Here is a 22,970-nt window from a genome sequence, read left to right on the forward strand (position 1 = left end):
GAAAAGCGGCCTGGGGCGTTGACGCAGGGAGGACAGAAGCCCCCCTTGCTTAACTGGCTCAGGCGGTCACGAATTGCGCTGATTTCTGAACACAAAACGCATTAGCACCAGTAAATATACTTTATTTTTTTATGTTTATCCGGCAGCAATTTAATTTTGACCTGCATTTTTTTCAAGTTTCGTAAATTTGTGACACGTGAAAAGGAATTTATTAGGATTTATCGCTATCTTTAATTCTTAAGAGTTTTCCTTTGTCCGGAAGACTCAAAACACAAAAACAACACTGGCCAGAGGTAAGCCCAAACAAACTTACAGTCCATTAAGCTTCCTTTAGACTTACTGTAGGCCAGAATCTTTCCCAGCGACTGATTTCCCGGCTGTACTGTTTTTAATTACGATAAACAATCCACTGTTTTTTCTCCCAGACCGTTGCCTACCCTGCCCCCTGCAAAGCCAAGGCGCAGCGTAGAACCTTTAATTCATTTAATCAACTACCAACTTTCGGAATACCATGAAAAAAATCCTTGTGGTGGATGACAAATCATCAATCAGCGACCTGATCGTTCAATTACTCAAGCAAAGCTATGACGTAGAGTCCAGGTCTAACGGTGTGGAAGCCATGGCGTATTTACAAGATGGCAACTTACCAGATCTCATTATTTCTGATCTTGAAATGCCGCAAATGTCAGGCTTTGAGCTCATTCAGGCCGTACGGGAAAGCGGCTTTTTCTCAGATATCCCCATCATCATCCTCAGCAGCCTTGACAGTTCTGAGGACCGCATCAAATGCCTGAAACTGGGCGCTGATGATTACATGATGAAGCCCTTCAATCCGGAGGAGCTGCTGATCAGGATCGAAAAGGCGCTCAAATAGCAAGCAAAGTCTTAACGATACGGTAGATTTAGTAACCCAAACGGACAATTATGCATCTTCTTTACATCGGCGATGACCTCAAACTTACAGAGACCCTGCTCCGGCAGGAAGCCGGGCTGGACATCCATCAGGAGCCCAACCCGCTCCGGGCAAGCGCCTGGCTTCAAAGCCGCCCACACCTTGACGGTATTATTGCAGAGTACCAGCTGCCCGGCCGCACCGGTCCGGGGTACTACAAATATTTCGTCCAGAACTTCGATCCGCAACGCAAAACCCCTTACATCGTGGTTGCACCGGAGCGGACCAAAGAGCAGATCAGAGAAGCTATGGATGCCAAGGTGGATGACTTCTACGCCAAACCACTTGACCCTGAGCAGCTACTCGGCCGCCTACGCCGGCTTGCCCAGCTGAAGACCGTCATGAGCTCAGCCGCTTCCGGGCAATCTGGTACTACCTCCCAACTGGAAGAGTACAAAATTGGCTTTCTCAAACGGTCTTTCGATATTTTTGTGGCGCTTACGGCCTTGATTGTCCTTTCGCCCCTCCTGCTGATCACTATCCTGGCTATACGGCTGGAGTCCAAAGGGAAAGTCTATTACATTTCCAAGCGGGTGGGAACTGGCTACAAAATTTTCAATTTCCTGAAACTGCGGTCCATGTACCCGGATGCGGACAAACGGCTGAAGGAATTCCAACACCTCAATCAATACAATAGCGAAGAAGAGGAAGTGGTCGCTGAGCCACAGGAGCAAAAGGTCGCCGCCTCAGGAGGCGCCACCCTCTACGGGGATGATATACGTGTGGATGAGCAGGCTCACTTACGGAGTAAAAAACAGGAGCAGGCCCGCGCTTTCGTTAAGTTTGACAATGACCCCAGAATTACGAAGGTGGGGCATATCATCCGCAAGCTGAGTATTGACGAGCTCCCACAACTTATCAATGTGCTGAAAGGAGACATGTCCATCGTTGGCAACCGCCCCCTACCCCTCTACGAAGCCGAACTACTGACCACCGATGACTGGATCAAGCGCTTTAACGGGCCCGCAGGCATTACCGGGCTTTGGCAGGTGGAAGCCAGAGGCCGTACTTCAAAAATGTCGCCGGAAGAACGAAAGGAACTGGATAATAAGTACGTGGAGATTGCCAACAGCAAGTATGCATTTTGGAAGGACATGTGGATTATTCTCCGTACAATACCTGCTGTTTTTCAAAAGGAAAATGTATGATTCGACTCCCTGCAATACTACTTTTAATTACTTGTTTAGCATGGCCGGCCGCCTTGCTTGCCCAAAGCCAGCAAGCCTTTATCGAGCGGAGCCTGGCCAGCAACGACATTACCGATAGGCTCCCGCCTTTGGACACACTCCTGCAGGCCGCAGAGCAGTATTCTCCGCTCCTTAAAGAACAGGATGCCAATCTGGTACTCGCCAAACTGGCTGAGCAATCACAACGACGCGACTGGATGCGGCACCTTGGGGTCAACCTGGGCTGGAGCTACGGGCAGTTCGATGCCCTCACCGTGAACCCGGATGCACCGGTAGGGGTCGCAACTACCACCTCCTCTCAGAACCGCTACACGGTAGGAGCCTTTTTCAAGATGCCCCTGTTCACGCCTATCAACCGCAGCAATGAGATCCAGGCTACCAAAATAGAGCAGGAGCAGGTCCGATACCGGCGGCAGTTCCAGGCTATTGAGTTGCGCAAACTTGTCATCGCGCAGTACCAGGCCGTGGTACAGGCACACCGGCTACTGCTCATTTCCAACAACCGACTGCAAACCATCAACTTACAAGCCAAACGCACCGAACGGGAATTCACCGATGGGCTGATCACCGTGGGGGACTACACCCGCGTGCAGGATATGCTGATCAATGCCATGGAAGCACTTGAGACCCGAAAAATTGAATTCGTTACCGCTTATTTATTACTGGAAGAAACCACAGGCGTAAAATTAAACCTGTAAAGCATTGAAGTTTAACCTGCTATTTTTCGTACGGCTTTTTCTAAGACACCTGCACCTCCTTATCATGGTACCGGTGTTACTGGCAGGTCTCGTCTTTTACTTAACGCAGGATGAGTCCAAATCCTACTACTCTACAGTCAAAATTTATACGGGCATTGCCTCCGGGGCTTCTATTGAGCTGGACAATCAGCGCTTCGATTACCGGGCAGCCAATACCGCTTTTGACAACCTCATCAATATCGTTGAGTCCAAACGCACCCTGTCTGAAGTAGGGCTACGGCTATTCGCACAGCATATGACCCTCACAGAGCCTGACCCTATGATTATCGGACGGGAAAAATACTATGCCTTGATGAGGATTGTGCCGGAAGAGGTAAAAGCGCTGGCCAAACCCGGTGATTATGCAGGAAATTTGCAACGGTTCCGGAATTATATGAATATGAGTACGGAAAACTTCCTGCACGAGCTCATCAACCTCCGGCACCCCGATTACAGCTATGAAAAAATCGGGGCTAAAATATGGGTCAAACGGCTCTCCAACAGCGATTTCATTGAACTGGGATATGAAACCGAAGACCCCGGCATCTGCCAGAATACCCTGCGCATCCTGGTGGAGGTCTTTACCGTCTTTAATACCGAGATCAAAGTCAATAACTCAGATGAGGTCGTCAAGTACTTTCAGGCACAACTACAGCACGCAGCAGAAGAACTGCGCATAGCTGAAGGCAATATGCAAGCCTTCAACAAGACTCATAATATCATCAATTATTACGAGCAGACAAAGCACATCGCCTCCCAGCGGGAGCATACGGAGCTGGAGTACCAAAATGTCCTCACCAACTACCACGGCGCCAAGGCTATTCTCAAAAACCTGGAAGGCCGTATGGAGCTCCGCCAAAAACAACGGCTAACCAGTCAGGCGGTCCTGGATACCCGGGACGAACTTGCCGAGGCGAATTTCCAGATTGCTATGCTGGAAATCACGCCTCCTGAAGACTCCCTGAAACGGGAATCTAATGCTCAACGTATTTATCAGCTGCAATTAAGAGCCGATTCTCTGGAACGCAAGCTGGGCGCGGTCATCGATACCCTCTACCGGGCCGATATTGACCAAAACGGGCTGCCTTCCACTTCCATCCTGGACAACTGGCTTAACACCGTCATGGAGGTGGAGCGCAAGGAAGCCCAGATCAAGGTGTTTGAAGAAAAACGGGAAGAATTTGAAGAGCTCTACGCCACCTTCTCCCCACTCGGCGCCGAAATGAAGCGGTTGGAGCGCAAAATCGACGTAGCCGAACGGGAATACCTCAGCATCCTTCACAGCCTGGGGCTGGCTAAGCTCAAGCAGCAGAGTATCGAGATGAAGTCTAACTATACGATTGCTGAGCCGGCCTACTATCCGCTCATACCCAAACCCAGTAAACGGAAAATCCTGGTTGCTGCAGCCGGGGTCATGGGCTTTGCGCTTACGGCTTTTACGATCCTGCTTTTGGAGTTCCTGGATACCAACATCAAGGACGCCCGCCGGGCAGAAAAGAAAATCGGACTGCCGGTTACAGCCATCTACCCCAAGCTGACACGCCGGAGCCGACGTATTGACGTGGACTACCTCAAGGACCGGGCTACGGATGCTATACTGCTTAATGTGGCTTTCGCCGACCGGGAAAAGGAAGCCAACCCCGAGGCCCCTTCCGTCAACTTTTTCATCTCTACCCAGAAAAATGACGGTAAGACTTTCATCGGGCACCGCTTGCTCAATAAGCTGGCTGGAATGAGCTACCGCACTCTGTTCCTCACCCCTGAAAACAAAGAATACTCTATGGAGGAAGGGGCCTACGACCACCGGGAGTTCCCCTCAGACAGTAAGCTGTATGCTAAAGAACGGCTTTCCGAGCTCAATCCGGACCTCAGCCCTGAGCAGCTGAGCACGTACGATTTCATCTTTGTGGAAGCTCCCCCCATCATTTCAAAGGCCTTCCCGGTCAAGCTCTTTCACGAAGCAGACCACGTTTACCTGGTCGTACGCGCCAACCGCCCCTGGAGCGAAGCTGACAAAAACGCGATGAAGGTGTTCCGGGAAATTGCGCCGGAGCCGGAGCCCAGTGTCATCCTCAATGGTGTCGAATTACTGGAGATGGAGTCTGTGCTGGGCGATCTGCCCCGCCGTCGGACCTGGGTGCGGCGGTTTATTAAGAATGCACTCCGGCTTCGGTTCTTCTCAAAACGAAAACTATGAGGCTCGTTTCCATCATAAAAAAGGTGCTTTTTGAGAAGAACATGTCTTCTCTGATCAGCAATGTGTCTGTTGCGGCAGCTGGCCTGGCGAGCTTCATGCTGCTGGCCCGTCAGCTGGATAAGGCCGCTTTCGGGGACTGGGTACTGTACGTAGCACTGGCTTCTTTTATTGATTTGTTGCGGTTTGGGCTGACTAAGACCTCAGCCGTCCGCCTGTTATCTGGTGCGGCCGAAGAAAAGCAATGGGCCATCATGGGCACAAGCTTCCGGATTAACCTCTGGCTCTTAGGTGCTGTAGCCTTGGTTTGCTGGCCGCTCGCCTTCTGGGCACAACAGGCGGGTACGGGTATCAGCCGGGGCTATCTATTGTTCCTCCAGTGGTACCCCATTCTTGCCCTGTTCAATATGAACTGGAACAACGCCACCTCCCTATTCCAGGCCGAGCAGCAGTTCCGCCGCATGATGTACGTACGCCTGGCGGCAACGGGCAGTTTTGTCCTTTTCCTGGCTGCCAATGGTTTGTATTTCAAGTGGGGCTTGATGGAAATCCTCTACGCCCACCTCGCCTGCAACGTGCTGGCCAGCCTTTGGACGGCTTTTGCCAAATGGGATGGGATGGCTTACCTGGGCAAAGCCACGCGACCGATCCAAAAAGAACTCATCGACTTTGGCAAATACTCTATGGGGACACTGGTTGGCTCCAGCCTCCTCAAAAGTGCAGACACCTTTATCATTGGCCTGAGCCCCGTAATGGGTTCTACCGCAGTAGCCCTCTACGCGATTCCGCTCAAGCTGACCGACCTGCTGGGTATCCCACTGCGCAGCTTTACCATGACCGCTTATCCCCGGATGGCCAAACGGTACCATGAGGAAGATATGGCTGGTGTGCGCAAGATATTCTATGGGTATACCGGTGCCGTGACCCTGCTTTTTATACCGGTGGCTGTGCTCTGTTTCATCCTGGCTGAGCCTTTAATCCTCTTTCTGGGCGGCAGCAATTACGCAGACAGCCTCCCACAGGTCACTTTGATTTTCCGGATTTTTACGCTTTATACGCTGCTGTTGCCCATCGACCGCTTCTCCGGTGTAGCCCTGGATAGCATCAACCGCCCTAAAGTGAACCTGCAAAAGGTAGTGGTGATGACAATCGCCAACGTTGTAATTGACCTCATTGGGGTTTTTGTATTCCAGTCTCTGGAGGTGGTCGCTATCGGAACCATTGTATTCACAATGATTGGTATCGGCATCGGCATGCGGGAGTTGAAGCGGGAGCTGCAGGTGCAATCCAGGTACATCTGGACCGAAGGGCTCGCTTTTTTTAAGAACCTCAAAAGCTTTTTAGCCGTATGAGCAGCGAGGTCTACAAAAAAGTGAGTGGCGCCAGCTGGCTGCAGAAGCCCATACCCATACTAATCATGCTGGGGGTACAACTGGTCATGGCCTATGGTATCGCTACTAAAGGGTTATCGATTGGCATTCTGGGCATAGCCCTGCCCATTGTGATCTCGTTTGTCCTTGCGGTTATGCTTTACCCCCAAATCGGGTTCTACACCCTGTTCTTCCAGGCCTTTGTCATCCTGGGGGCCAGCCGGTATGTGCCCGCCCAGTGGGGGCTGACGATTGACGGGGTGCTTTTCCTCATGTACGGCTCGCTGTTCTTCAAAACCTTTCATCAGGATGTGCCCTGGGAAAAAGCTAAAAGCGACATTACCCTGGTCGCCTTTATCTGGTATGGCTACCTGCTGTTCCAAATTGTCAACCCGGAAGCAGCCAGCCGGGCGGCCTGGTTTTATGCCATGCGCGGGCTGGGGCTTTATATGCTGCTGATCATCCCGCTCATCCTCATCATTTTTGATAAACGGCAGCACATGCATGGCTTCTTCATCATTTGGGGCATCATGTCCTTTCTGGGTACTTTGAAAGGAGCACAGCAACTCGTCCTTGGCCCCGACCCTTTCGAGCAGGCCTGGCTGGATAAAGGGGCCGCTGAGACGCATATTTTGTTTGGCAAACTGCGGGTCTTCTCTTTCTACTCCGATGCCGGGCAGTTTGGGGGCGCTCAGGCTCATGCAGGAGTCGTGTTTGGGATACTGGCGCTGGCGCAAAACCGGAATTTCTGGCTCCGGGTTTTCTACATCGTGGTTGCCCTGGGCGGCATTTATGGCATGTTCATCTCCGGTACCCGTGGAGCTATTGCTGTCCCCATCATGGGTGGCGCCCTGTACTTTGTGCTCAAAAAGAATATCTATGTAATGGTCATCGGCGCTATTATGGGAATTGCCTTCATCGGCTTCTTCAAGTACACGACGATTGGCAATAATATCGATCAGATCAGGCGTATGCGCACCGCCTTCGACCCGGAGGACAAATCCCTGCAGGTACGACTGGAAAACCAACGGAAGCTCAAAAGCTATCTGGCTTCCCGGCCCATAGGAGGGGGCATCGGCTCCTCAGGCAACTGGGGCCGCCGGTTTAGCCCCAATACCTTCCTGGCCAATACCCCTACCGACAGCTGGTATGTGATGATTTGGGCAGAGCTGGGCATTGTGGGGCTTTTGTTACACCTTGGCGTCTTGTTTTATATCCTGGGCAAGGCCTGCTATCTGGCGATGTTCAAAATCAGGGACGACTGGATACGCGGGACCACCACGGCTATGGCCTGCGGTATGTTTGGTGTCATGGTCGCTTCCTATGGCAATGGCGTACTGGGGCAATTCCCCACCGGGCCCATGATCTATGCCAGCATGGCTTTCATGTTCCTTTCAACCCGGATGGACGAGGAAGCACAGGCAGAAAAAGCTACAGCAACAGCAGAACCATAAAAACCCCAACGAGACATGTATGCACAACCACTTGTTTCAATAATCACTATCAACTACAACGAGTCCGGCGTCACGCTGGAGTTGCTGGAGTCCCTGCGTGGCCTTACCTATCCTTCGGTAGAGGTCATCGTGGTGGACAATGCTTCGCCTAATGACAATCCTGACCTCATTAAAGAAGCCTTCCCGGAGGTACATCTCATCAAAAGCGCTGAGAATCTGGGCTTCGCCGGAGGGAACAACCTGGGCATTGATGCAGCAAAGGGGGAGTTCCTGTTCTTTATCAATAACGACACCGAAGTCCCTCCCGGCATTCTGGAGCCGCTCGTGGAAACGCTGCAAAAGCACCCGGAAATCGGCATTATCAGCCCCAAGATCAAATTTCACTGGGACCCCAGCCTCATTCAGTACGCAGGCTACACCCCGATGAACCCCTGGACCATCCGCAACAACAGCATTGGCTACCGGCAACCCGATGGGCCGGACTACGACACGGCCGGGCCAACCGAGTCCATCCACGGGGCTGCCATGATGGTGCCACGCCGCATAGTGGAGGAGATTGGTAAGATGCCCGAAGGCTATTTCCTGTACTACGAGGAGCATGACTGGGCCGCGATGATTCGCCGGGCAGGGTATGAGGCGTATTACCAACCGGCTTCCTACATTTTGCACAAAGAATCAATCTCCACCGGTAAGAACAGCCCGCTCAAAACCTACTACCTGACCCGTAACCGGGTACTCTATGCCCGGCGGAATTTCAGCAGCCTGCATTTGCTCTTCAGCATACTGTACCTCTGCCTGATTTCCATTCCGAAAAATACCCTGACCTTCCTGCTGCAACGGCAGTGGGCGCACCTTTCCGCCTACTGGCGGGGCATCACCTGGAATCTCCATCACACGGCAGCAGCCCGAACTTAAACACAAAGAACCATGGACTACTTATTTTACCTTACATCAGCTCTGGAATGGGCACTCCTCATTTACTTTGGCTTTGCGGCCGCTTACGTTTTCCTCTTTGCCCTGGCCAGCCTCCTACCCTATCGCCCTAAGCTTGCGGCAGAGTCCACTACGCGAAAAATCGCCGTGCTCATCCCCGGCTACAAGGAGGATGCAGTCATTGTGGATGTAGCGAAAGATGCCCTGCAGCAAGACTACCCCGCTGAGCAATACGATGTAGTGGTCATCGCTGACTCCTTCCAACCGCAGACGCTTTCTGCCCTCCGCGAGCTTCCCATACGGCTGGTGGAGGTCTCCTTTGAGAAAAGCACCAAGTCCAAAGCCCTCAATCGCGCTATGGCAACCATCGGCGATGGCTATGATATTGCGCTGGTGCTGGATGCCGACAACCTCATGGAGCGCAGCTTCCTGACCAAAGTCAACGACGCTTTTGACCGGGGCTACTGGATTGTACAGGGGCACCGGGCAGCTAAGAACCTCAATACGCCATTCGCCATCCTGGATGCGGTCAGCGAGGAGGTCAACAACCAGATTTTCCGTAAGGGGCACCGGGTGCTGGGACTGTCCTCAGCGCTCATCGGCTCCGGCATGGCCTTTGACTACGCCTTCTTCAAAGAAACGATGGCGAATGTAAAAGCAGTGGGTGGATTTGACAAGGAACTCGAACTCAAGCTGCTGCGCGACCGGCAAACCATAGAATACCTGCCGGACGCAATTGTACTGGATGAGAAAGTGCAAAAGTCAGAGGTATTTGCCAATCAGCGGCGGCGGTGGCTCTCGGCACAGCTCATTTACTTCAAGCGCTATGCGTGGTCGGGGCTTGCCGGCCTGCTGCGGGGCAATATTGACTTTGCCGATAAGGTGTACCAGATGATTTCTCCACCCCGGGTGCTGCTGTTGGGTATGGTGACCATCCTGGGAGGAGGGTACTTGTTCCTCAGCTGGTTGTTCCCGGAGACTTCCTGGCTGGCGTTATCCTTTCAGGAATGGCGGTGGCCGCTGTTGCTGACCTACCTGGGCATGGGCATGGCCGTCCCCCGCAAATTCTATAACCTTGACACCCTCAAGGCATTGTTCACCCTTCCGCGTGCCTTCGCGCTGATGTCCCTGTCGCTCTTCAAGCTCAAGGGCGCCAATAAAAAGTTCATCCACACCCAGCACGGCACGATCGAAGACAAAACCCCAAAGGCATGAGAATCGGAATAGAAGGCCAACGGCTGTTCCGCCCCAAAAAGCATGGGATGGATATGGTTGCCCTCGAGCTTATCAAAAACCTTCAGGAGATTGACCAGGAAAATGAATACATCATCTTCGTCAAACCGGATGAAGACAACACTTGTATCCCCGAAGCTCCCAACTTTAAGATTGTGGAACTCTCTGCTCCCGGAGGCTATCCGGTCTGGGAACAATGGGCGCTGCCCCGGGCGGCCCGTCAGCAGGGCTGTGACCTCCTGCATTGTACCAGTAACACAGGCCCTTTGCGCTCAAAGGTACCGCTCATGATCACACTGCACGATATCATCTACATGGAAAAGCTCAGCCTGTTCCAAAAAGGCAGCACCTGGTATCAGCGGCTGGGCAATGTATACCGCCGCTTTGTAGTGCCCCCGGTACTGAAACGCAGCAAATGCGTTATTACCGTATCCAACTTCGAGAAAGACCGAATCAATGAGTTTTTCGGGCTCAAGCCCGGAAAGCTGACCGCAGTATATAATGGTGTCAGCCCGCATTTCCGAAAAGTTACAGACCCGGACCTGCTCCTGAATGCGCGCGAGAAATACCGCCTGCCGGAGCGTTTCCTCTTTTTCCTGGGCAACACCGCCCCCAAGAAGAACACCCCCGGCGTGCTTAAGGCTTTTGCCGATTTTAATGCCAAACAGGAGACACCCTACTACCTGGTCATGCTGGATTATGAAGAAGCTAAGCTTCAGCAAATCCTGCGGGATATCGGGCACCCCGGGCTCCGGGCCTACATCCACCTGACCGGGTATGTCCCGAATGTGGAACTGCCCGCGATCATTAGTCAGGCGAAACTATTCCTGTACCCCTCCCTTCGGGAGAGTTTCGGCATCCCGATCCTGGAAGGCATGGCCTGCGGCGTACCGGTCATCACCTCCAATACTTCATCCATGCCGGAAGTCGCAGGGGGGGAAGCACTATTGGTTGACCCTTTTCAACCTGCCGAAATCACTGCAGCCATAGAGCAGCTGCTGAATGATGAAGCCCTTTATCAATCGCTCAGCGAGCGGGGGCCAAAGCGGGCCGCCCAGTTTTCCTGGCGCGCTATGGCCGAGCAGGTGCTGGAACTGTATCAGGGCATCCACCAAAAAACCACTGTGGTATGAAGAAGGCACCCATCGTTTGCATATCGAATACCACCTGGCACGGAGCCTATACCAAATCTACGGTACAGCTCATGTCTCTCCTCGCCCGGGAACGGGAAGTCCTCTTTGTGGAATACCCATTCACTGTAAAGGACGTACTCATGACCTGGCTGGGCCGGCAGCAGGCTCCGGTGAAACGCATGCTGGGCATTAAGCCAAGGGTACAAAAAATCGAAACGGCCTACGGTACGACAGTCCATCACCTGGTAGTACCTCCGGTCTTACCGGTGGATTTCATTCCGGTTGATGCTGTTTTTGAAATCCTTTTCCGGCGCAATGCGAGGCAGTACCGGCGGACCGTCCGCCGGGCGATGCGGCAGCTGGGGTTTGATGACGCTATCGTGGTTACCGCCTACAATCCCTTTTATGGCCTGCCTATGATTGGAAAGCTGGACGAACAGCTGAACGTGTACTACTGCTACGACGGCATCGGCACCCGCCGGCACGGACAACGGATTTTTGCAAGAGACCGTCGTTTTTCAGAAGCAGTGGATGCTATTATCGCCAGTTCTGATTTTATACGGCAGGAGAAACTGCCTCGTAACCCGGCTACCTACACCGTCAAAAACGGGGTAGATTATGCTACATTCCAGCCCTTTGCCAGGCAGGAAGTGCGAGACTACGGCAACCGCCCGAAAGTCGGTTACCTGGGCAGCATGGACCACCGGTTCGATATTGATACCGTTGAGTATGCCATCAAAATGCTCCCGGATTTCGAGTTTGAATTTGTGGGCAGCCTGCGCAATGAGGCCGTACGCGACCGTTTGGAGCCTTATCCCAATGCGACCTTCCGCCCCCCTGTACGCCCCGACGAGGTCCCGGCGCTGATGGCCGACTGTGAAGTGGGCATTATCCCGTATCTGGTCAACGACATCAACCGCAGTATCTACCCGCTGAAGATTAATGAATACCTGGCGGTGGGCGTGCCGGTGGTCATGACTGTCTTTGCCGACCTGCCGGAGTTTGATGGCTATGCCGCTCAGACGGATTCACCTGAAGCCTTTTCAACTGCGCTTCGGGAAGCCATTGCCACCGACAGCCCTGAACAAATACAAGCGCGTACAGCCTTTGCACAAAAAAACAGCTGGCAGGCAAAAGCCATGGAGTTTGATCAGTTGCTGACTGAGCTATGCCAGGAAAAGGCGGCCACGACCACTACTTAAACCCATACATATGCACATTCGAGCCCAGGATGGTATGATGGCAGGTATTCGGCCCACGGTTTGGGCAATTGTGGCAACACGGTTGTCCCTGCTACAGCATTCAGGAACAACAGCCAGGCACTACTCTGTCTCCCCGGGCGATCTTTAACCCCTTCAACAAACTAAACAGCCATGAGCTTCATTTCCAAAATCAAATCCAACCCCAAGACCAAAGCGTTTGCCCTTTGGCTGATCACGCCCAACCGCAACCCCCGGCCACGGTGGTGGGTGCGCAATATTCTGAACCGCTTTTTCCACAAACGGGGCAAAGGCTCCACCATCCGCCGGCGTTCCCGCATAGACGTATTCCCCTGGAACCGCTTCGAAATTGGCGACCTTACCACTATTGAGGATTTCACCACCGTCAACAACGGCTCCGGCGATGTTCTCATGGGCAACCGGGTGCGTATCGGGATCGGAAGTGTGGTCATCGGCCCGGTCACGATGGGCAATGGCTCCGGGCTGGGGCAGCATGTCTTCATTTCGGGCTTCAACCATGGCTATCAGGATGGCTCCAAAAACTCCAGCGTGCAACCTTTGGATATCAAACCAGTGATTATCGAGGATGAAGCCCATATTGGCGCCAACTCCGTGGTAGTGGCTGGTGTACGCATTGGAAAGCGCGTGCAGGTCGGTGCAGGCAGTGTGGTCACCAAGGACATCCCCCCCTACTCTGTAGCTGTAGGCAACCCGGCCCGGGTCATCAAGCGCTTTAATCAGGAGACGGGGCAATGGGAGCGGGTGTAAGCAGACTTTGTTCCTGCTCTTTTGGGAATGGTGTCCTCAGCGGTTTAGCCACAATAACCGGGCGTTCCCCTTTGCGTGTGGCTTTCAGGAGTACCCTGAAGTTATCCATCTGCCCGGGCACCTCGATCCCTGCCCAAAGACCAGAGCCCATTTTGGCAAACCGGTATTCTTCCGGCTCACTCCCCAGCCTCAACAGGAACCAATCCAAACGGTCATAGTGCGTTGTGTCAGCCAGGGCCCAGCGGCCTGCTCTGGGCTCTACAGCTGAAAAAACGGCAATATCACCAGGATAAAGCACCTGGGCCGTTCTCAGAATACTCAGCGGTGCAGCATCTGCCGGACGCGTATCCAATTCTGATCCCGGCTGAAGTACAGGATTATGCTGGTATTCCTCCCGAACCCATTGCTGTACCGTTTTGTCCTTGATGAGCTGAAAACGATACGTCGGCCAGTCCTGCAAAAGCCACACCGCACCAATAGAAATGAGGGCCACCAACGGAAAAGCAGTCTTCCGGATCAGGGCGAATATCCGGTGGTTGAAAAGCCATACCGCCCGCCGGACCTGCCGGATGCGGTGATCCAGCAAACGGAGCGACCGGCGGCTGTCAATGACGCGGCGCCAGCTCGCCTGCCGGCTCGCCAGGACGGTAAAGCTTAAAATACTGATATTGAGCAAGGCCAGGCTGCTCATCATAGCATAGTAGATATTAGGATGTGTATTCATCCCGTAGATCACTGCCGCCAGGGATACCCCGATGGCAATAAGATTGGGGATATTCAGGGGCCAGTTGTTGGCTTCCTGATTGTCTTTGGGAGTGGGGTCATAGGGCACCTTCCGGCGCAAGATGGCAAAGATCAGCCCCATGAGGTGGATCCACCAGGTTCCGATCAAAAGTAAGCCCCCAACGGTATGCAGCCCCCGTTCCCGCTCTTCCATCACCCAGTTTTGGGCATACTGCCGGATTGCCAGTCCGGAAACAAATAAGGGCAGCCCAATCAGCACAAACTCCACCAAATCCATGCGCATAGGCATATGGCCGGAGAAAAGCGCAATAACCGGAATAAGTAAATTGAGAAAATAGGCCGTACTCAGAAAATAGTATCCAGGCAGCACTCCGTAGTACAGTCTTTGCGGCCAGGTCAGTTTTCTGAATATCCGCGGATAAGTAGTAAACAACAACTCAAAGACACCCCGCGACCACTTCAGCTGTTGTTTGTAATAGGCGGACAGAGTGGACGGCACTAACCCCCGGGCAAGTACTCGTGGTACATAGACTGATTTCCACCCCTTCGCATGTAGCTGCATCGCCGTGTGCATATCCTCTGCCAGGCCGGCAGCATGCCCGCCAATGGAGTCCAGTGCCTTTCGGCGAAAAGTGCAATTAGCCCCAATTGCCTGTACCGTACCGTAGGAATTCATGGTCATCATCATAGGCCCATAGAATTGGAAGGTCTGTTGGGCTGCCCCTTTGGAAATCAGGGTCTCATGAATATTCTCGTAAGCTTGTACGGTCTGCACGAAACCGATCCGCTCATCGGCAAAGTGAGGAATTATATGGTCCAGAAAATCTGGCTGCGGCACATGGTCAGGATCGAGCACCAGACAGATTTCTCCGGTGGCTTGTTGCAAAGCATTATTGATATTGCCTGCTTTGGCATTGATCTTCTTCTCCCGGGTCACGTGGTGAATCCCCAGCTTCGCACAAAAAGCTTTAAGGCGTGGGTCATCAGCTTCATCACAGAGGTAGGTTTCGTGCGGGTAGCGGATGTTTTTAATGGCAGTCAGTGTTTCCTCGATCATCTCGTAGGGCTCCCCCGCGACGAAGGTGGTCAGCACATCCACCGTGAATTCAGGTGGATCTTCCGGCGTTTCCGGTACGCTGATGCTGAAATAATAAGTCCACTCGTGAAGGACCTTTCCGCACAGCAGGACAAGCGCAAAAAGCAGCAGCCAATAAAGCGGCGGGTACCCGATATGTACCGGGCGGAGCAATTCATACCAAAGAAAAATCATACTCGCCACCCCAATCAGGATCAGGCTTCGCATGATTAAGGTCTGTAGTTTTGTAGGCGGGGTGATCATAGGGCTAAGCATTACTCAATAACATAGAAAGGGGTGTTGACCGCGGTAGCAATACTGCCCGGGTAATGCAGCGTTGCATATAGCCGGTACGGGCCTTCGTGTGCAGGTGCCCGAAAACGGACCATTTTCGTGCCAGCGGTGTCCAGCAAATGATCATATTGAAATACCGGAACCACCGTATCAAGCTCCAGTGAATACCAGTCCTCATCGAGCAGCCTCCAACGGGTTTGCAGGGTGGAATCGGGAGGGTGGTCAAAAACCAAATGAGCCGTGTAGAGCTGCCCCGGATGGAGCATAATATAATCAGAACTACCGGCGCTGTCCAGAAGCATATATTTCAGTTCGGGAGCAGTAGGGTAAGAAAGGGAGCAATCATTCAGCTGTTCGTAAGCTTCATAAAGGGCTGTAGGGATCCCATCGTAGGTAAAGGTATTAAACCAGGTCTCCGTCCGCTCCTGCTTATGCCCCCAGTAGAACAGGCAACTGCCCAGAAAACGGGGATCATGATAGGGCATTTCCTGGTAAAAGCGCTCTACTAATTCTTCTCCTTTTTTCCAGCCGGCATCCTCAATGGGCGCGCCCCATGCAGTCATGGGCACCTCCCAATAGCCATTGATGTTCCATTCACTGACAAAGTAGGGCCCGTCCCACATCCAGGCAAAATCAGCCATGTCCTGCTCCAGGTCTTTGAGCAATCCGAAGGTATTGATCCCCAAAAGATCCAGATCGGGTATTTTGAGCCGGATGTTGGTAATGGTGCGCCGCTGAAAGTTCGTGAGGGCGGTAGCCACCGGGTGCTGCCCATCCACTTGATGAATCATCGCGAGCAGATCATTATATGCCCGGTAAAATGGGGTGTAGTTAGGCTTATAGGGAAAGTCGAGCTCGTTGCCCAACATCCACATCAGAAGCGCAGGGTGGTCTTTGTGCCGTCGAACAAAGTCCCGGTAGGCATGAAACTGAGCTTTCACCTGCTGCTGATCCCGGTAGAAGGAAAGATGCTGGCTTTTGGGCAGTGGCAGATCAGCAATGATGGCTATCCCGTAACGGTATGCGGTATCAAGCACCTGAGCCAGCCCCAGGGTGTCGTACACGCGCAAACAATTCCCCCCTGCTTCTGCCAGTTGGCGGATATAGCGGGGGTCACCTGATGCACCGTGTATGCGAAAAGATTGGTTGTCTTTGTAGAGTACAAAGGTGTCATCAGATTTATAGAGGTAAACTTTCTTATCGGGCGGCGATACTGCTCCAGAAGTCCCCGCCACCTGTAAATCACAGGCAGTAAACAGCCATAACGGCAGCAGCCACAGGAAAAGAGCTAAGGGTTTCAATGTGCGTATTTGTTTAAAAGTGTGCAATTAACCACGCCTGTTCAATCCACATTCCACGTTGATCAACCTAACCAGGCATTGTTTGCAGGCAAAAGGTGACATCGGATATCGGAAAGTATCAGGGCTTCGAAAAAATCTGCTTAGGGGAATTTGCTTAATATTTCCAAAGATAATCAATTCCGGACTGATAATCAATTGTGAGAAAGTATTAATCCATTTGGGCAAATACATTACAAATTTGCTTATTTTTAGGGGTATTTTCAGCCGTATAGTTTTGGTATTTAGCTGGCATCGGCTGTTTAATCCAACAAATATGCCATGACACTTCTTGAAATTCTATTTTGGTTATTCCTGTTTATTGTTTTTTACACCTACGTAGGCTACGGCATTCTGCTGTACTTCCTTGTAAAGGTGAGGCGCTTGCTGGGGCTGCACCACCCCTACGAAGGCAATGCTGATTATGAGCCGGAGGTCACGCTTTTTGTAGCGGCCTATAACGAGGAGGACTATGTGGACGCCAAAGTCCGCAACTCCAAATCCCTCAATTATCCACAGGAAAAAGTAAGCCACATGTGGGTCACGGATGGCTCGGACGATGGCACGCCCGACATGCTTCAGCAATACGAAGGAGTCGAAGTCCACCACAACCCTGCCCGCAACGGCAAGATTGCCGCTATGAACCGGGGCATGCAGTTTGTCAAAACCCCCATTGTCATCTTTTCGGATGCGAATACGGACCTCGGCGAGGACTCTATTCAGGAAATTGTCCGCCTGTTCCGAAACCCCAAGGTGGGATGTGTATCGGGCGAAAAGCGGATTCGTTCCAAAGATGCAGATGCTGCTGCCGGTGCCGGCGAGGGCATTTACTGGAAGTACGAGTCTACGCTCAAAAAATGGGATGCCGAGCTGTACTCTGTGGTGGGCGCGGCCGGAGAACTCTTCGCCATTCGTACAGCGCTTTGGCAAGAGGTGGAGAAAGACACCCTCCTCGACGACTTCATCATTTCCCTGCGGGTAGCCATGCAGGGCTACACCATTCAGTACAATCCCAATGCCTACGCTATTGAGACGGCTTCTGCCAATGTCAAGGAGGAACTCAAGCGCAAGGTCCGGATCTCAGCGGGCGGCATTCAGTCGGTCATCCGCCTATGGCCGCTGCTGAATATTTTCAAATATGGAAGATTGTCCTTCCAGTATATTTCTCACCGGGTCCTACGGTGGACGCTTACGCCCCTGTTGTTGCTGCTGTTGATTCCGATCAATCTGGCACTCGCACTGCAGGAAGGGCTGTTTGATTTTGGTTTGTACAGCCTGCTCTTCTGGGCGCAGGTCCTCTTTTACGCAGCAGCACTGCTGGGCTGGTTCCTGGAAAACCGCAAGCTCAAAGTGAAGGTCCTCTTTGTGCCCTACTACTTTTTCATCATGAACCTTTCGGTATTTCTCGGCCTGCGCCGTTACCTCAAAGGTCAGCAAAGTGTGAACTGGGAGAGGGCCGTGCGCGGTGCCTGATCAACTTTTCCCGTTGGCAAGCGTAATTGCAAAGGGTGGTTACTCGTTTTGGATAAGGTGGATCGCCTCATAAATTACGCGAATCTATGAATACGGTTTTTCTATACTTACTCTTGCTGTTTTCGAATGAGCCTGCACTGGAAGCCCACGACTTTCATGTCAGCAAATGCCTGATGGAATACGATGCTGAGGCACAGTCGCTGCAGATGAGTATGCATATTTTCCTGGATGACCTGGAGCTGGCGCTGGAGCAACAGGGGCACGACGATCTGTTCCTCTGCACCCCAAGGGAGGCCGTTGAAGCCGAGCACCACCTCGAAGCCTACCTGCGCGAGCACTTCAAGCTAATCGTCAATGGTAAGCCACAGGACTACAAATTCTGGGGTAAGGAAATTTCTGATGACCTCTCAGCCGTTTGGTGCTATATGGAATTGGAAAACCTGGAAAAGCTGGAGTCCCTGCAGTTGACCTACCGTGTACTTTTCGATACCTACCGCGACCAGAAGAACCTGGCCAGCATCGTCCTGCCCGGACAGGAACCGGGCATGCTGTTTTTTCAGGTTGGGGATGAGACTAAGGGAATTTGATGGCTGATTTGGAAAAGAAAACTAAGGTTGCTTCAACCAGGACAGGTCCAAAGTAGACCCGGGCATCACCCCTCCACCGGTCGAATCAGCCCCTCCTGAACGGTTAATGCCAACATCTCTTTTTGGAAAGAGAATGCAGATGCATTGAAAGTGATCCGGTCTTTCTGGATGACCTTCACGCAGTGGGGTAGCTTCGCAGGCAAAAGGGCTAAAAACACTATTGAACAAGTGGTTAAAAAGCATTAAATTACAATGAAAATCATTGTTTATGGACTTGATAATATCTGAAAAGACCTTAAAAGCTGCAGAAATATCAGCAGATGAGCTATTAGTAGAAATAGCCGTTCATCTGTATGATACAGAGAGGTTGTCGATAGGGCAAGCAAAAAACCTGGTAAACATGGATCATATTTCGTTTCAACGAGAGTTAGCAAAAAGGAATATATACATAAAATATGATGAAAACGACCTAGATACTGACTTAGAAAATCTGAAAGCTTTCCATCAAAAGAAAGCTTCTTAGCCTGAGCCTAAAACCAACCAGATGATAATAGTCAGCGATACCTCTGTGATTACAAACCTCAAACAGATCGGATATTTAGAAATCCTGGAAAAGTTATTCAAAAGAGTTATAGTTCCTCAAAAAGTAAGTGTAACAGCCCCCTAAATACTCTGACAAAAGTCTAAAAACTTTTTTAGAGATTTAGATATGGAAAAGCAAGAAAACAGAGGCCGGAAATTCAGCAAAAAGGAGAAGCTGGAGATTCTGGATGAAGCTAAAGCTTATGGGGTCAAAGTAACTTTGGCGAAGTATGATGTGTACCCTGCAACGTACTATTACTGGAAAAAGCAGTATCAAGCTGATGGTGCTGATGGCTTAGACCATAGCGTAGCTAAGGCCAACCGGAGCCGGATACGAGAGCTGGAAAACGAACTGGTCCATTACAAGCTCATGCTTGCAGAAGAGCAGCTGAGAAGCCGGTTAAAGGATGAGCTATTGAAAAAAAAGTACCCAGAGTTGAGAAAGTAATGTTAGCAAAACAATACATGTCGCTGGGTTTGATGCGGGAGGAAGTGTTAACGATAACGGGGCTTACCCGCCATGATTTATACTATCAGCCAACGGGCCGAAAAGTAGGCAAGCAAGCCACCCATTGGACACTGTTCAAAGACCCAGTAACTCAACTCTTAACGCGTCGTAGTAACGAGGAAGTAGTCACCGGTATTATCTCTATTTTGGCTGATAAAGATTTGCCAAATTGGTATCGTTTGGTGAGTGCTACTTTACAAGTCCGAGGTTGGTATATCAACCATAAAAAAGTGTACCGGCTGGAACAGGAAAATGGCCTTTTGTGTAAGGCCAGAAAACGTAAAGGGCGTAATTTTGTCCAGTACCGCAGAGTATGCCCGCAAGGCCCATTAAGGATCATTGAAATGGATATCAAGTACGTCTGGGTAGCTGGAAAGTCCTGCTACGCCTACGTCCTGACGATATTGGATACTTTTACCCGCTTTGCCTTACATTGGGCTGTAGGCTACGTCATGAAGCAAGAACAGATCAAGGATGCCTGGGATCAGGTCATCGTGAAATACTTGCAGCCAGCGGACTTGCTCAAAGCTCAAATCAGCGTCGAAATACGCAATGATAATGGCAAGCAATTTTGCAGTAAAATGGTCCAACAATACTTTCGGGACAATCACCTTAATCAGGTTTTTACGCATCCTTACACGCCCGAGGAAAATGGCCACGTAGAGAGCTTTCACAAGACCTTAGGCAGCTCTTTGAAAGGAGCCTGTTTCCATACGCTCAAAGACTTGGAAAACCGGTTGAATAAGTTCTACCAGACTTACAATAACCACCGCCAGCATAGCTCTATAGCGATGCTCAGTCCGAGTATGTTTTGGGCACTCTGGGAGGATAACCAAATCGAAATGGAAACCTTCGATAAAAAGAAAGCTCGGTTCAAATTGAGGCTAAGTCTTCAGGATGTTTTATCTTGGAAAGAGATACACCGCTATGACTGTTCCTTCGGGTAATCAGAACCAGCAGGTGTTCCTCGCAATAATGAGGTTCCCTCGATGGGGCCTCATTATTAAAAACGTAATGGTAGGCCTACGCATTACTACCTTCGGTACAATCGTCACCGTTGGTGTTCTCGCAGAGCAAAGATAATACCATCACGAATGATTATTATTCACTAATAGAATTTTGTCCGATTCTTAGGGGGCTGAACCAGTAAGTGAAGAGCTTCTGAGAATAGAGGGTAGAGACCAATTATTTGAAGAAAACAGCTGGCTTGAAGTAAGAGAAACTTTGAACAAGCCACTTTATGAAAAATTACTGAAGAGAGTTGATCCGGGAGAGGCTGAATCGATTGCATTGGCCTTGGAAAACAAGGCAGATTTGCTGTTAATTGACGAGAGAAAGGGTAGAAAGGTAGCCGAAGAGTATGGTTTGACTATAACTGGTTTGGTTGGAATTCTAATAGATGCCAAATCGAAAAACTATGTCAATGATATCAAACCAATCTTAGATAAACTAATCTATGACATTGGATTTAGGATAAGTCCAAAACTATATCAGAAAGTTTTGATAATGGTAAATGAGTAAGCTTCTCAATCGGTAGCAAAGTGCAGCCGAATATACCCTGCCCCCCAGGCATTGCATCTACATAGCCATCCATCCCTACAGACGACAAACAATTCCCTAAAAAATCACCCCTCCACCGGACGAATCAGCCCCTCCTGAACGGTTGAGGCCACCAAAACACCCTCCTGATTAAAAATACTGCCCCGCGTAAAGCCCCTGGCGTTAGAACCACTTGGGCTGTCGATAGCATAGAGCAGCCATTCATCGGCCCGGAAGGGACGGTGGAACCACATGGCGTGGTCCAGGCTGGCCATTTGAATTTTGGTTTTCGACACCTGATCACCGTGGGGCAACAGGGCGGTAGTCAGCAGATTGTAATCAGAAGCGTAAGCCAGTACCGCCTGATGTGCCGTAACCTGATCAGGCATCGCCCCCTTCGACTTCATCCATACGTGGCGGATGGGCTGTTGCTTGCCACTTAGCATGGGGTGCACCCGCTCCACGGGCCGGAATTCAATGGGATGGGAAATTTCCAGGAATTTACGGATCCCCTCCGGCAGCCGGTCGCCCATCTGCTCCAAAAGGTCGTCCCAGTTCATCAGTGCATCGGGCGGCTGTACATTGGGCATGCTGATTTGGTGGTCAAATCCTTCCTGCTGCTTTTGGAAAGAAGCCGACATGTTAAAAATCGCCCGCCCTTTCTGAATGGCTTTGATACGCCGGGTGGTAAAACTGCCCCCGTCACGGATGCGGTCCACTTCAAAAATAATCGGTTGTGCCACATCGCCCGGCAGGATAAAATAAGCGTGGAGAGAATGTACAAAGCGGTCTTCCGGCACCGTGCGGATAGCCGACTGCAAAGCCTGCGCCAGTACCTGTCCGCCGAATACCCGCTTGCTGCCGATACTGGCACTTTGCCCGCGAAAAATATGCTCTTCGATCGGTTCCAGGTCGAGTAGTTGCAGGAGGGCTTGGATGTCTTTCATATCAATTTTAGAATCAGAAGGGTTTAAATTGACTAATAATACCAACTTTGCTCATTATCTCGAAATCTCTGTCAATATGCAGGACTTGCATATCGAATTTTCTTGCAAATGCAGCAATCGTACAGTTGTTGGACTTCCTGATAGTTACTCCTTTTTTCCTTAAAGTCCGATAAATTAAAGCTCCGGAAAGAGCGGCTTCAATGGGGTCCCATTCAAGAACATCAAAAGACAGCAAGCTCTCTTTTACCAGTTTAAATTGGCTATCTGATTTAATCCCCTGTAGCGTTTCCTGAACAATTACCGGGCATATACTTATTTTTTGATCTTGCCTGATCAATGACATCAAAGCTGCCACTTCCGGCTCTTCACCTCCATTTAAATAGCTAATCCATACAGAGGTATCTACCAAAACACCGCTACTTTTCATATACTGCGCATCTCATCAAGGTTACCTTCCCACTCTACCTTGCCATGGAGCTCAAGCATACGTAGCCTTTTCATCTTTTTCACGAATTGCTCAAGCGCTTCATTCACGACTTCTTTTTTTGTCTTTAGTTGACTTAATTCAAGCGCCTGCTGAATCAATTGGTCATTTATCTCGATACTTGTACGCATTTTTTATTTTTTTTGCATAAAAATATCAAAACTCAGGCATAAAATCAACCACTGTATTTGCACGCGTATCTTCATAAATCTCGCCTGA

General features: G+C 50.9%; 23 protein-coding genes. 18 read left to right on the forward strand and 5 right to left on the reverse strand.

Translation table 11 applies throughout. The features are described from left to right. The first annotated feature begins 511 nt into the window (after positions 1-511). From ACO08I_RS10745 to ACO08I_RS10800, 12 genes are read left to right on the forward strand one after another with little or no spacing between them, the layout of a single operon-like run. On the forward strand, positions 512-874 hold the full coding sequence (locus ACO08I_RS10745; protein ID WP_282777707.1) for a response regulator transcription factor: 363 nt from the start codon (positions 512-514) through the stop codon (positions 872-874). Positions 875-924: 50 nt separating this feature from the next. Beyond that, complete coding sequence (locus tag ACO08I_RS10750; RefSeq protein WP_421949301.1) at positions 925-2,100, forward strand: sugar transferase; 1,176 nt, start codon at positions 925-927, stop codon at positions 2,098-2,100. After that, positions 2,097-2,837: a TolC family protein gene (locus ACO08I_RS10755; RefSeq protein ID WP_282777703.1), complete on the forward strand. Its 741-nt coding sequence runs from the start codon at positions 2,097-2,099 to the stop codon at positions 2,835-2,837. The genes ACO08I_RS10750 and ACO08I_RS10755 overlap by 4 nt, the downstream gene beginning before the upstream one ends. 4 nt (positions 2,838-2,841) lie before the next feature. Next, positions 2,842-5,073, forward strand: coding sequence for a GumC family protein (locus ACO08I_RS10760; RefSeq protein WP_421949302.1), 2,232 nt, complete (start codon positions 2,842-2,844; stop codon positions 5,071-5,073). After that, a complete protein-coding gene (locus ACO08I_RS10765; protein ID WP_282777699.1) occupies positions 5,070-6,422 on the forward strand; it encodes an oligosaccharide flippase family protein in 1,353 nt (450 codons plus the stop codon). The genes ACO08I_RS10760 and ACO08I_RS10765 overlap by 4 nt, the downstream gene beginning before the upstream one ends. Beyond that, positions 6,419-7,894 (forward strand): hypothetical protein, encoded by a 1,476-nt coding sequence (locus ACO08I_RS10770; protein ID WP_282777697.1) that lies wholly within the window; start codon positions 6,419-6,421, stop codon positions 7,892-7,894. Before ACO08I_RS10765 ends, ACO08I_RS10770 begins: the two co-directional genes overlap by 4 nt. A 15-nt stretch (positions 7,895-7,909) precedes the next feature. Next, positions 7,910-8,809, forward strand: coding sequence for a glycosyltransferase family 2 protein (locus ACO08I_RS10775; protein WP_421949303.1), 900 nt, complete (start codon positions 7,910-7,912; stop codon positions 8,807-8,809). A 12-nt stretch (positions 8,810-8,821) separates the two neighbouring features. Further along, a complete protein-coding gene (locus tag ACO08I_RS10780; protein ID WP_421949304.1) occupies positions 8,822-10,042 on the forward strand; it encodes a glycosyltransferase in 1,221 nt (406 codons plus the stop codon). Continuing rightward, positions 10,039-11,193 (forward strand): glycosyltransferase family 4 protein, encoded by a 1,155-nt coding sequence (locus ACO08I_RS10785; protein WP_421949305.1) that lies wholly within the window; start codon positions 10,039-10,041, stop codon positions 11,191-11,193. The genes ACO08I_RS10780 and ACO08I_RS10785 overlap by 4 nt, the downstream gene beginning before the upstream one ends. Next, positions 11,190-12,395: a glycosyltransferase gene (locus ACO08I_RS10790; RefSeq protein ID WP_421949306.1), complete on the forward strand. Its 1,206-nt coding sequence runs from the start codon at positions 11,190-11,192 to the stop codon at positions 12,393-12,395. Before ACO08I_RS10785 ends, ACO08I_RS10790 begins: the two co-directional genes overlap by 4 nt. A 10-nt stretch (positions 12,396-12,405) precedes the next feature. Continuing rightward, positions 12,406-12,543 carry a hypothetical protein gene (locus tag ACO08I_RS10795; RefSeq protein WP_282777687.1) on the forward strand — a complete coding sequence of 46 codons (138 nt, stop codon included), beginning with the start codon at positions 12,406-12,408 and terminating at the stop codon, positions 12,541-12,543. Positions 12,544-12,566: 23 nt separating this feature from the next. Continuing rightward, a complete protein-coding gene (locus ACO08I_RS10800) occupies positions 12,567-13,181 on the forward strand; it encodes an acyltransferase (RefSeq protein WP_421949307.1) in 615 nt (204 codons plus the stop codon). Here ACO08I_RS10800 and ACO08I_RS10805 read toward each other — a convergent pair. Both ACO08I_RS10805 and ACO08I_RS10810 read right to left on the reverse strand, forming a co-directional pair. After that, positions 13,147-15,228 carry a glycosyltransferase family 2 protein gene (locus ACO08I_RS10805; RefSeq protein WP_282777683.1) on the reverse strand — a complete coding sequence of 694 codons (2,082 nt, stop codon included), beginning with the start codon at positions 15,226-15,228 and terminating at the stop codon, positions 13,147-13,149. The genes ACO08I_RS10800 and ACO08I_RS10805 overlap by 35 nt on opposite strands. 47 nt (positions 15,229-15,275) lie before the next feature. After that, positions 15,276-16,595 carry a glycoside hydrolase family 2 TIM barrel-domain containing protein gene (locus ACO08I_RS10810; RefSeq protein ID WP_421949308.1) on the reverse strand — a complete coding sequence of 440 codons (1,320 nt, stop codon included), beginning with the start codon at positions 16,593-16,595 and terminating at the stop codon, positions 15,276-15,278. Positions 16,596-16,913: 318 nt separating this feature from the next. On the opposite strand from ACO08I_RS10810, the gene ACO08I_RS10815 reads away from it, so the two are divergent. The 6 genes from ACO08I_RS10815 to ACO08I_RS10840 all read left to right on the forward strand — a co-directional run bounded on the left by ACO08I_RS10815 (position 16,914) and on the right by ACO08I_RS10840 (position 21,302). Next, a complete protein-coding gene (locus ACO08I_RS10815; RefSeq protein WP_421949309.1) occupies positions 16,914-18,104 on the forward strand; it encodes a glycosyltransferase family 2 protein in 1,191 nt (396 codons plus the stop codon). 86 nt (positions 18,105-18,190) lie between these two features. After that, the gene (locus tag ACO08I_RS10820; RefSeq protein WP_421949310.1) at positions 18,191-18,691 is read left to right on the forward strand and encodes a DUF6702 family protein; all 501 of its coding nucleotides are present in this window, start codon (positions 18,191-18,193) and stop codon (positions 18,689-18,691) included. Positions 18,692-18,959: 268 nt separating this feature from the next. After that, positions 18,960-19,214, forward strand: a complete 255-nt coding sequence (locus tag ACO08I_RS10825) for a UPF0175 family protein (protein ID WP_044221737.1) — start codon at positions 18,960-18,962, stop codon at positions 19,212-19,214. Positions 19,215-19,400: 186 nt separating this feature from the next. Continuing rightward, entirely contained in the window at positions 19,401-19,721 is a 321-nt protein-coding gene (locus ACO08I_RS10830; RefSeq protein WP_421946841.1) for a transposase, read from the forward strand. Then, on the forward strand, positions 19,721-20,728 hold the full coding sequence (locus ACO08I_RS10835) for a transposase (protein ID WP_421947434.1): 1,008 nt from the start codon (positions 19,721-19,723) through the stop codon (positions 20,726-20,728). Before ACO08I_RS10830 ends, ACO08I_RS10835 begins: the two co-directional genes overlap by 1 nt. A 277-nt stretch (positions 20,729-21,005) precedes the next feature. Beyond that, positions 21,006-21,302, forward strand: coding sequence for a DUF3368 domain-containing protein (locus tag ACO08I_RS10840; RefSeq protein WP_421949311.1), 297 nt, complete (start codon positions 21,006-21,008; stop codon positions 21,300-21,302). Between the two features lie 104 nt (positions 21,303-21,406). On the opposite strand, the gene tesB is transcribed toward ACO08I_RS10840, so the two are convergent. From tesB to ACO08I_RS10855, 3 genes are read right to left on the reverse strand one after another with little or no spacing between them, the layout of a single operon-like run. Then, a complete protein-coding gene (gene tesB / locus ACO08I_RS10845; RefSeq protein WP_293571865.1) occupies positions 21,407-22,267 on the reverse strand; it encodes an acyl-CoA thioesterase II in 861 nt (286 codons plus the stop codon). Between the two features lie 13 nt (positions 22,268-22,280). Beyond that, complete coding sequence (gene vapC / locus ACO08I_RS10850; protein ID WP_282784379.1) at positions 22,281-22,694, reverse strand: type II toxin-antitoxin system VapC family toxin; 414 nt, start codon at positions 22,692-22,694, stop codon at positions 22,281-22,283. Next, positions 22,691-22,882 carry a type II toxin-antitoxin system VapB family antitoxin gene (locus tag ACO08I_RS10855; protein ID WP_044221725.1) on the reverse strand — a complete coding sequence of 64 codons (192 nt, stop codon included), beginning with the start codon at positions 22,880-22,882 and terminating at the stop codon, positions 22,691-22,693. The genes vapC and ACO08I_RS10855 overlap by 4 nt, the downstream gene beginning before the upstream one ends. Positions 22,883-22,970 lie beyond the last annotated feature (88 nt).

It is taken from the genome of Phaeodactylibacter xiamenensis, from assembly GCF_965229835.1.
Taxonomy (GTDB): domain Bacteria; phylum Bacteroidota; class Bacteroidia; order Chitinophagales; family Saprospiraceae; genus Phaeodactylibacter; species Phaeodactylibacter xiamenensis.

What these genes read in the sequence shown, in the direction of transcription:
- ACO08I_RS10745 (WP_282777707.1), top strand. Translation starts at nt 512, where the DNA reads ATGAAAAAAATCCTTGTGGTGGATGACAAATCATCAATCAGCGACCTG.
- ACO08I_RS10750 (WP_421949301.1), top strand. Translation starts at nt 925, where the DNA reads ATGCATCTTCTTTACATCGGCGATGACCTCAAACTTACAGAGACCCTG.
- ACO08I_RS10755 (WP_282777703.1), top strand. Translation starts at nt 2,097, where the DNA reads ATGATTCGACTCCCTGCAATACTACTTTTAATTACTTGTTTAGCATGG.
- ACO08I_RS10765 (WP_282777699.1), top strand. Translation starts at nt 5,070, where the DNA reads ATGAGGCTCGTTTCCATCATAAAAAAGGTGCTTTTTGAGAAGAACATG.
- ACO08I_RS10770 (WP_282777697.1), top strand. Translation starts at nt 6,419, where the DNA reads ATGAGCAGCGAGGTCTACAAAAAAGTGAGTGGCGCCAGCTGGCTGCAG.
- ACO08I_RS10775 (WP_421949303.1), top strand. Translation starts at nt 7,910, where the DNA reads ATGTATGCACAACCACTTGTTTCAATAATCACTATCAACTACAACGAG.
- ACO08I_RS10780 (WP_421949304.1), top strand. Translation starts at nt 8,822, where the DNA reads ATGGACTACTTATTTTACCTTACATCAGCTCTGGAATGGGCACTCCTC.
- ACO08I_RS10785 (WP_421949305.1), top strand. Translation starts at nt 10,039, where the DNA reads ATGAGAATCGGAATAGAAGGCCAACGGCTGTTCCGCCCCAAAAAGCAT.
- ACO08I_RS10790 (WP_421949306.1), top strand. Translation starts at nt 11,190, where the DNA reads ATGAAGAAGGCACCCATCGTTTGCATATCGAATACCACCTGGCACGGA.
- ACO08I_RS10795 (WP_282777687.1), top strand. Translation starts at nt 12,406, where the DNA reads ATGCACATTCGAGCCCAGGATGGTATGATGGCAGGTATTCGGCCCACG.
- ACO08I_RS10800 (WP_421949307.1), top strand. Translation starts at nt 12,567, where the DNA reads ATGAGCTTCATTTCCAAAATCAAATCCAACCCCAAGACCAAAGCGTTT.
- ACO08I_RS10805 (WP_282777683.1), bottom strand. Translation starts at nt 15,228, where the DNA reads ATGCGAAGCCTGATCCTGATTGGGGTGGCGAGTATGATTTTTCTTTGG.
- ACO08I_RS10815 (WP_421949309.1), top strand. Translation starts at nt 16,914, where the DNA reads ATGACACTTCTTGAAATTCTATTTTGGTTATTCCTGTTTATTGTTTTT.
- ACO08I_RS10820 (WP_421949310.1), top strand. Translation starts at nt 18,191, where the DNA reads ATGAATACGGTTTTTCTATACTTACTCTTGCTGTTTTCGAATGAGCCT.
- ACO08I_RS10825 (WP_044221737.1), top strand. Translation starts at nt 18,960, where the DNA reads ATGGACTTGATAATATCTGAAAAGACCTTAAAAGCTGCAGAAATATCA.
- ACO08I_RS10830 (WP_421946841.1), top strand. Translation starts at nt 19,401, where the DNA reads ATGGAAAAGCAAGAAAACAGAGGCCGGAAATTCAGCAAAAAGGAGAAG.
- ACO08I_RS10835 (WP_421947434.1), top strand. Translation starts at nt 19,721, where the DNA reads ATGTTAGCAAAACAATACATGTCGCTGGGTTTGATGCGGGAGGAAGTG.
- tesB (WP_293571865.1), bottom strand. Translation starts at nt 22,267, where the DNA reads ATGAAAGACATCCAAGCCCTCCTGCAACTACTCGACCTGGAACCGATC.
- vapC (WP_282784379.1), bottom strand. Translation starts at nt 22,694, where the DNA reads ATGAAAAGTAGCGGTGTTTTGGTAGATACCTCTGTATGGATTAGCTAT.
- ACO08I_RS10855 (WP_044221725.1), bottom strand. Translation starts at nt 22,882, where the DNA reads ATGCGTACAAGTATCGAGATAAATGACCAATTGATTCAGCAGGCGCTT.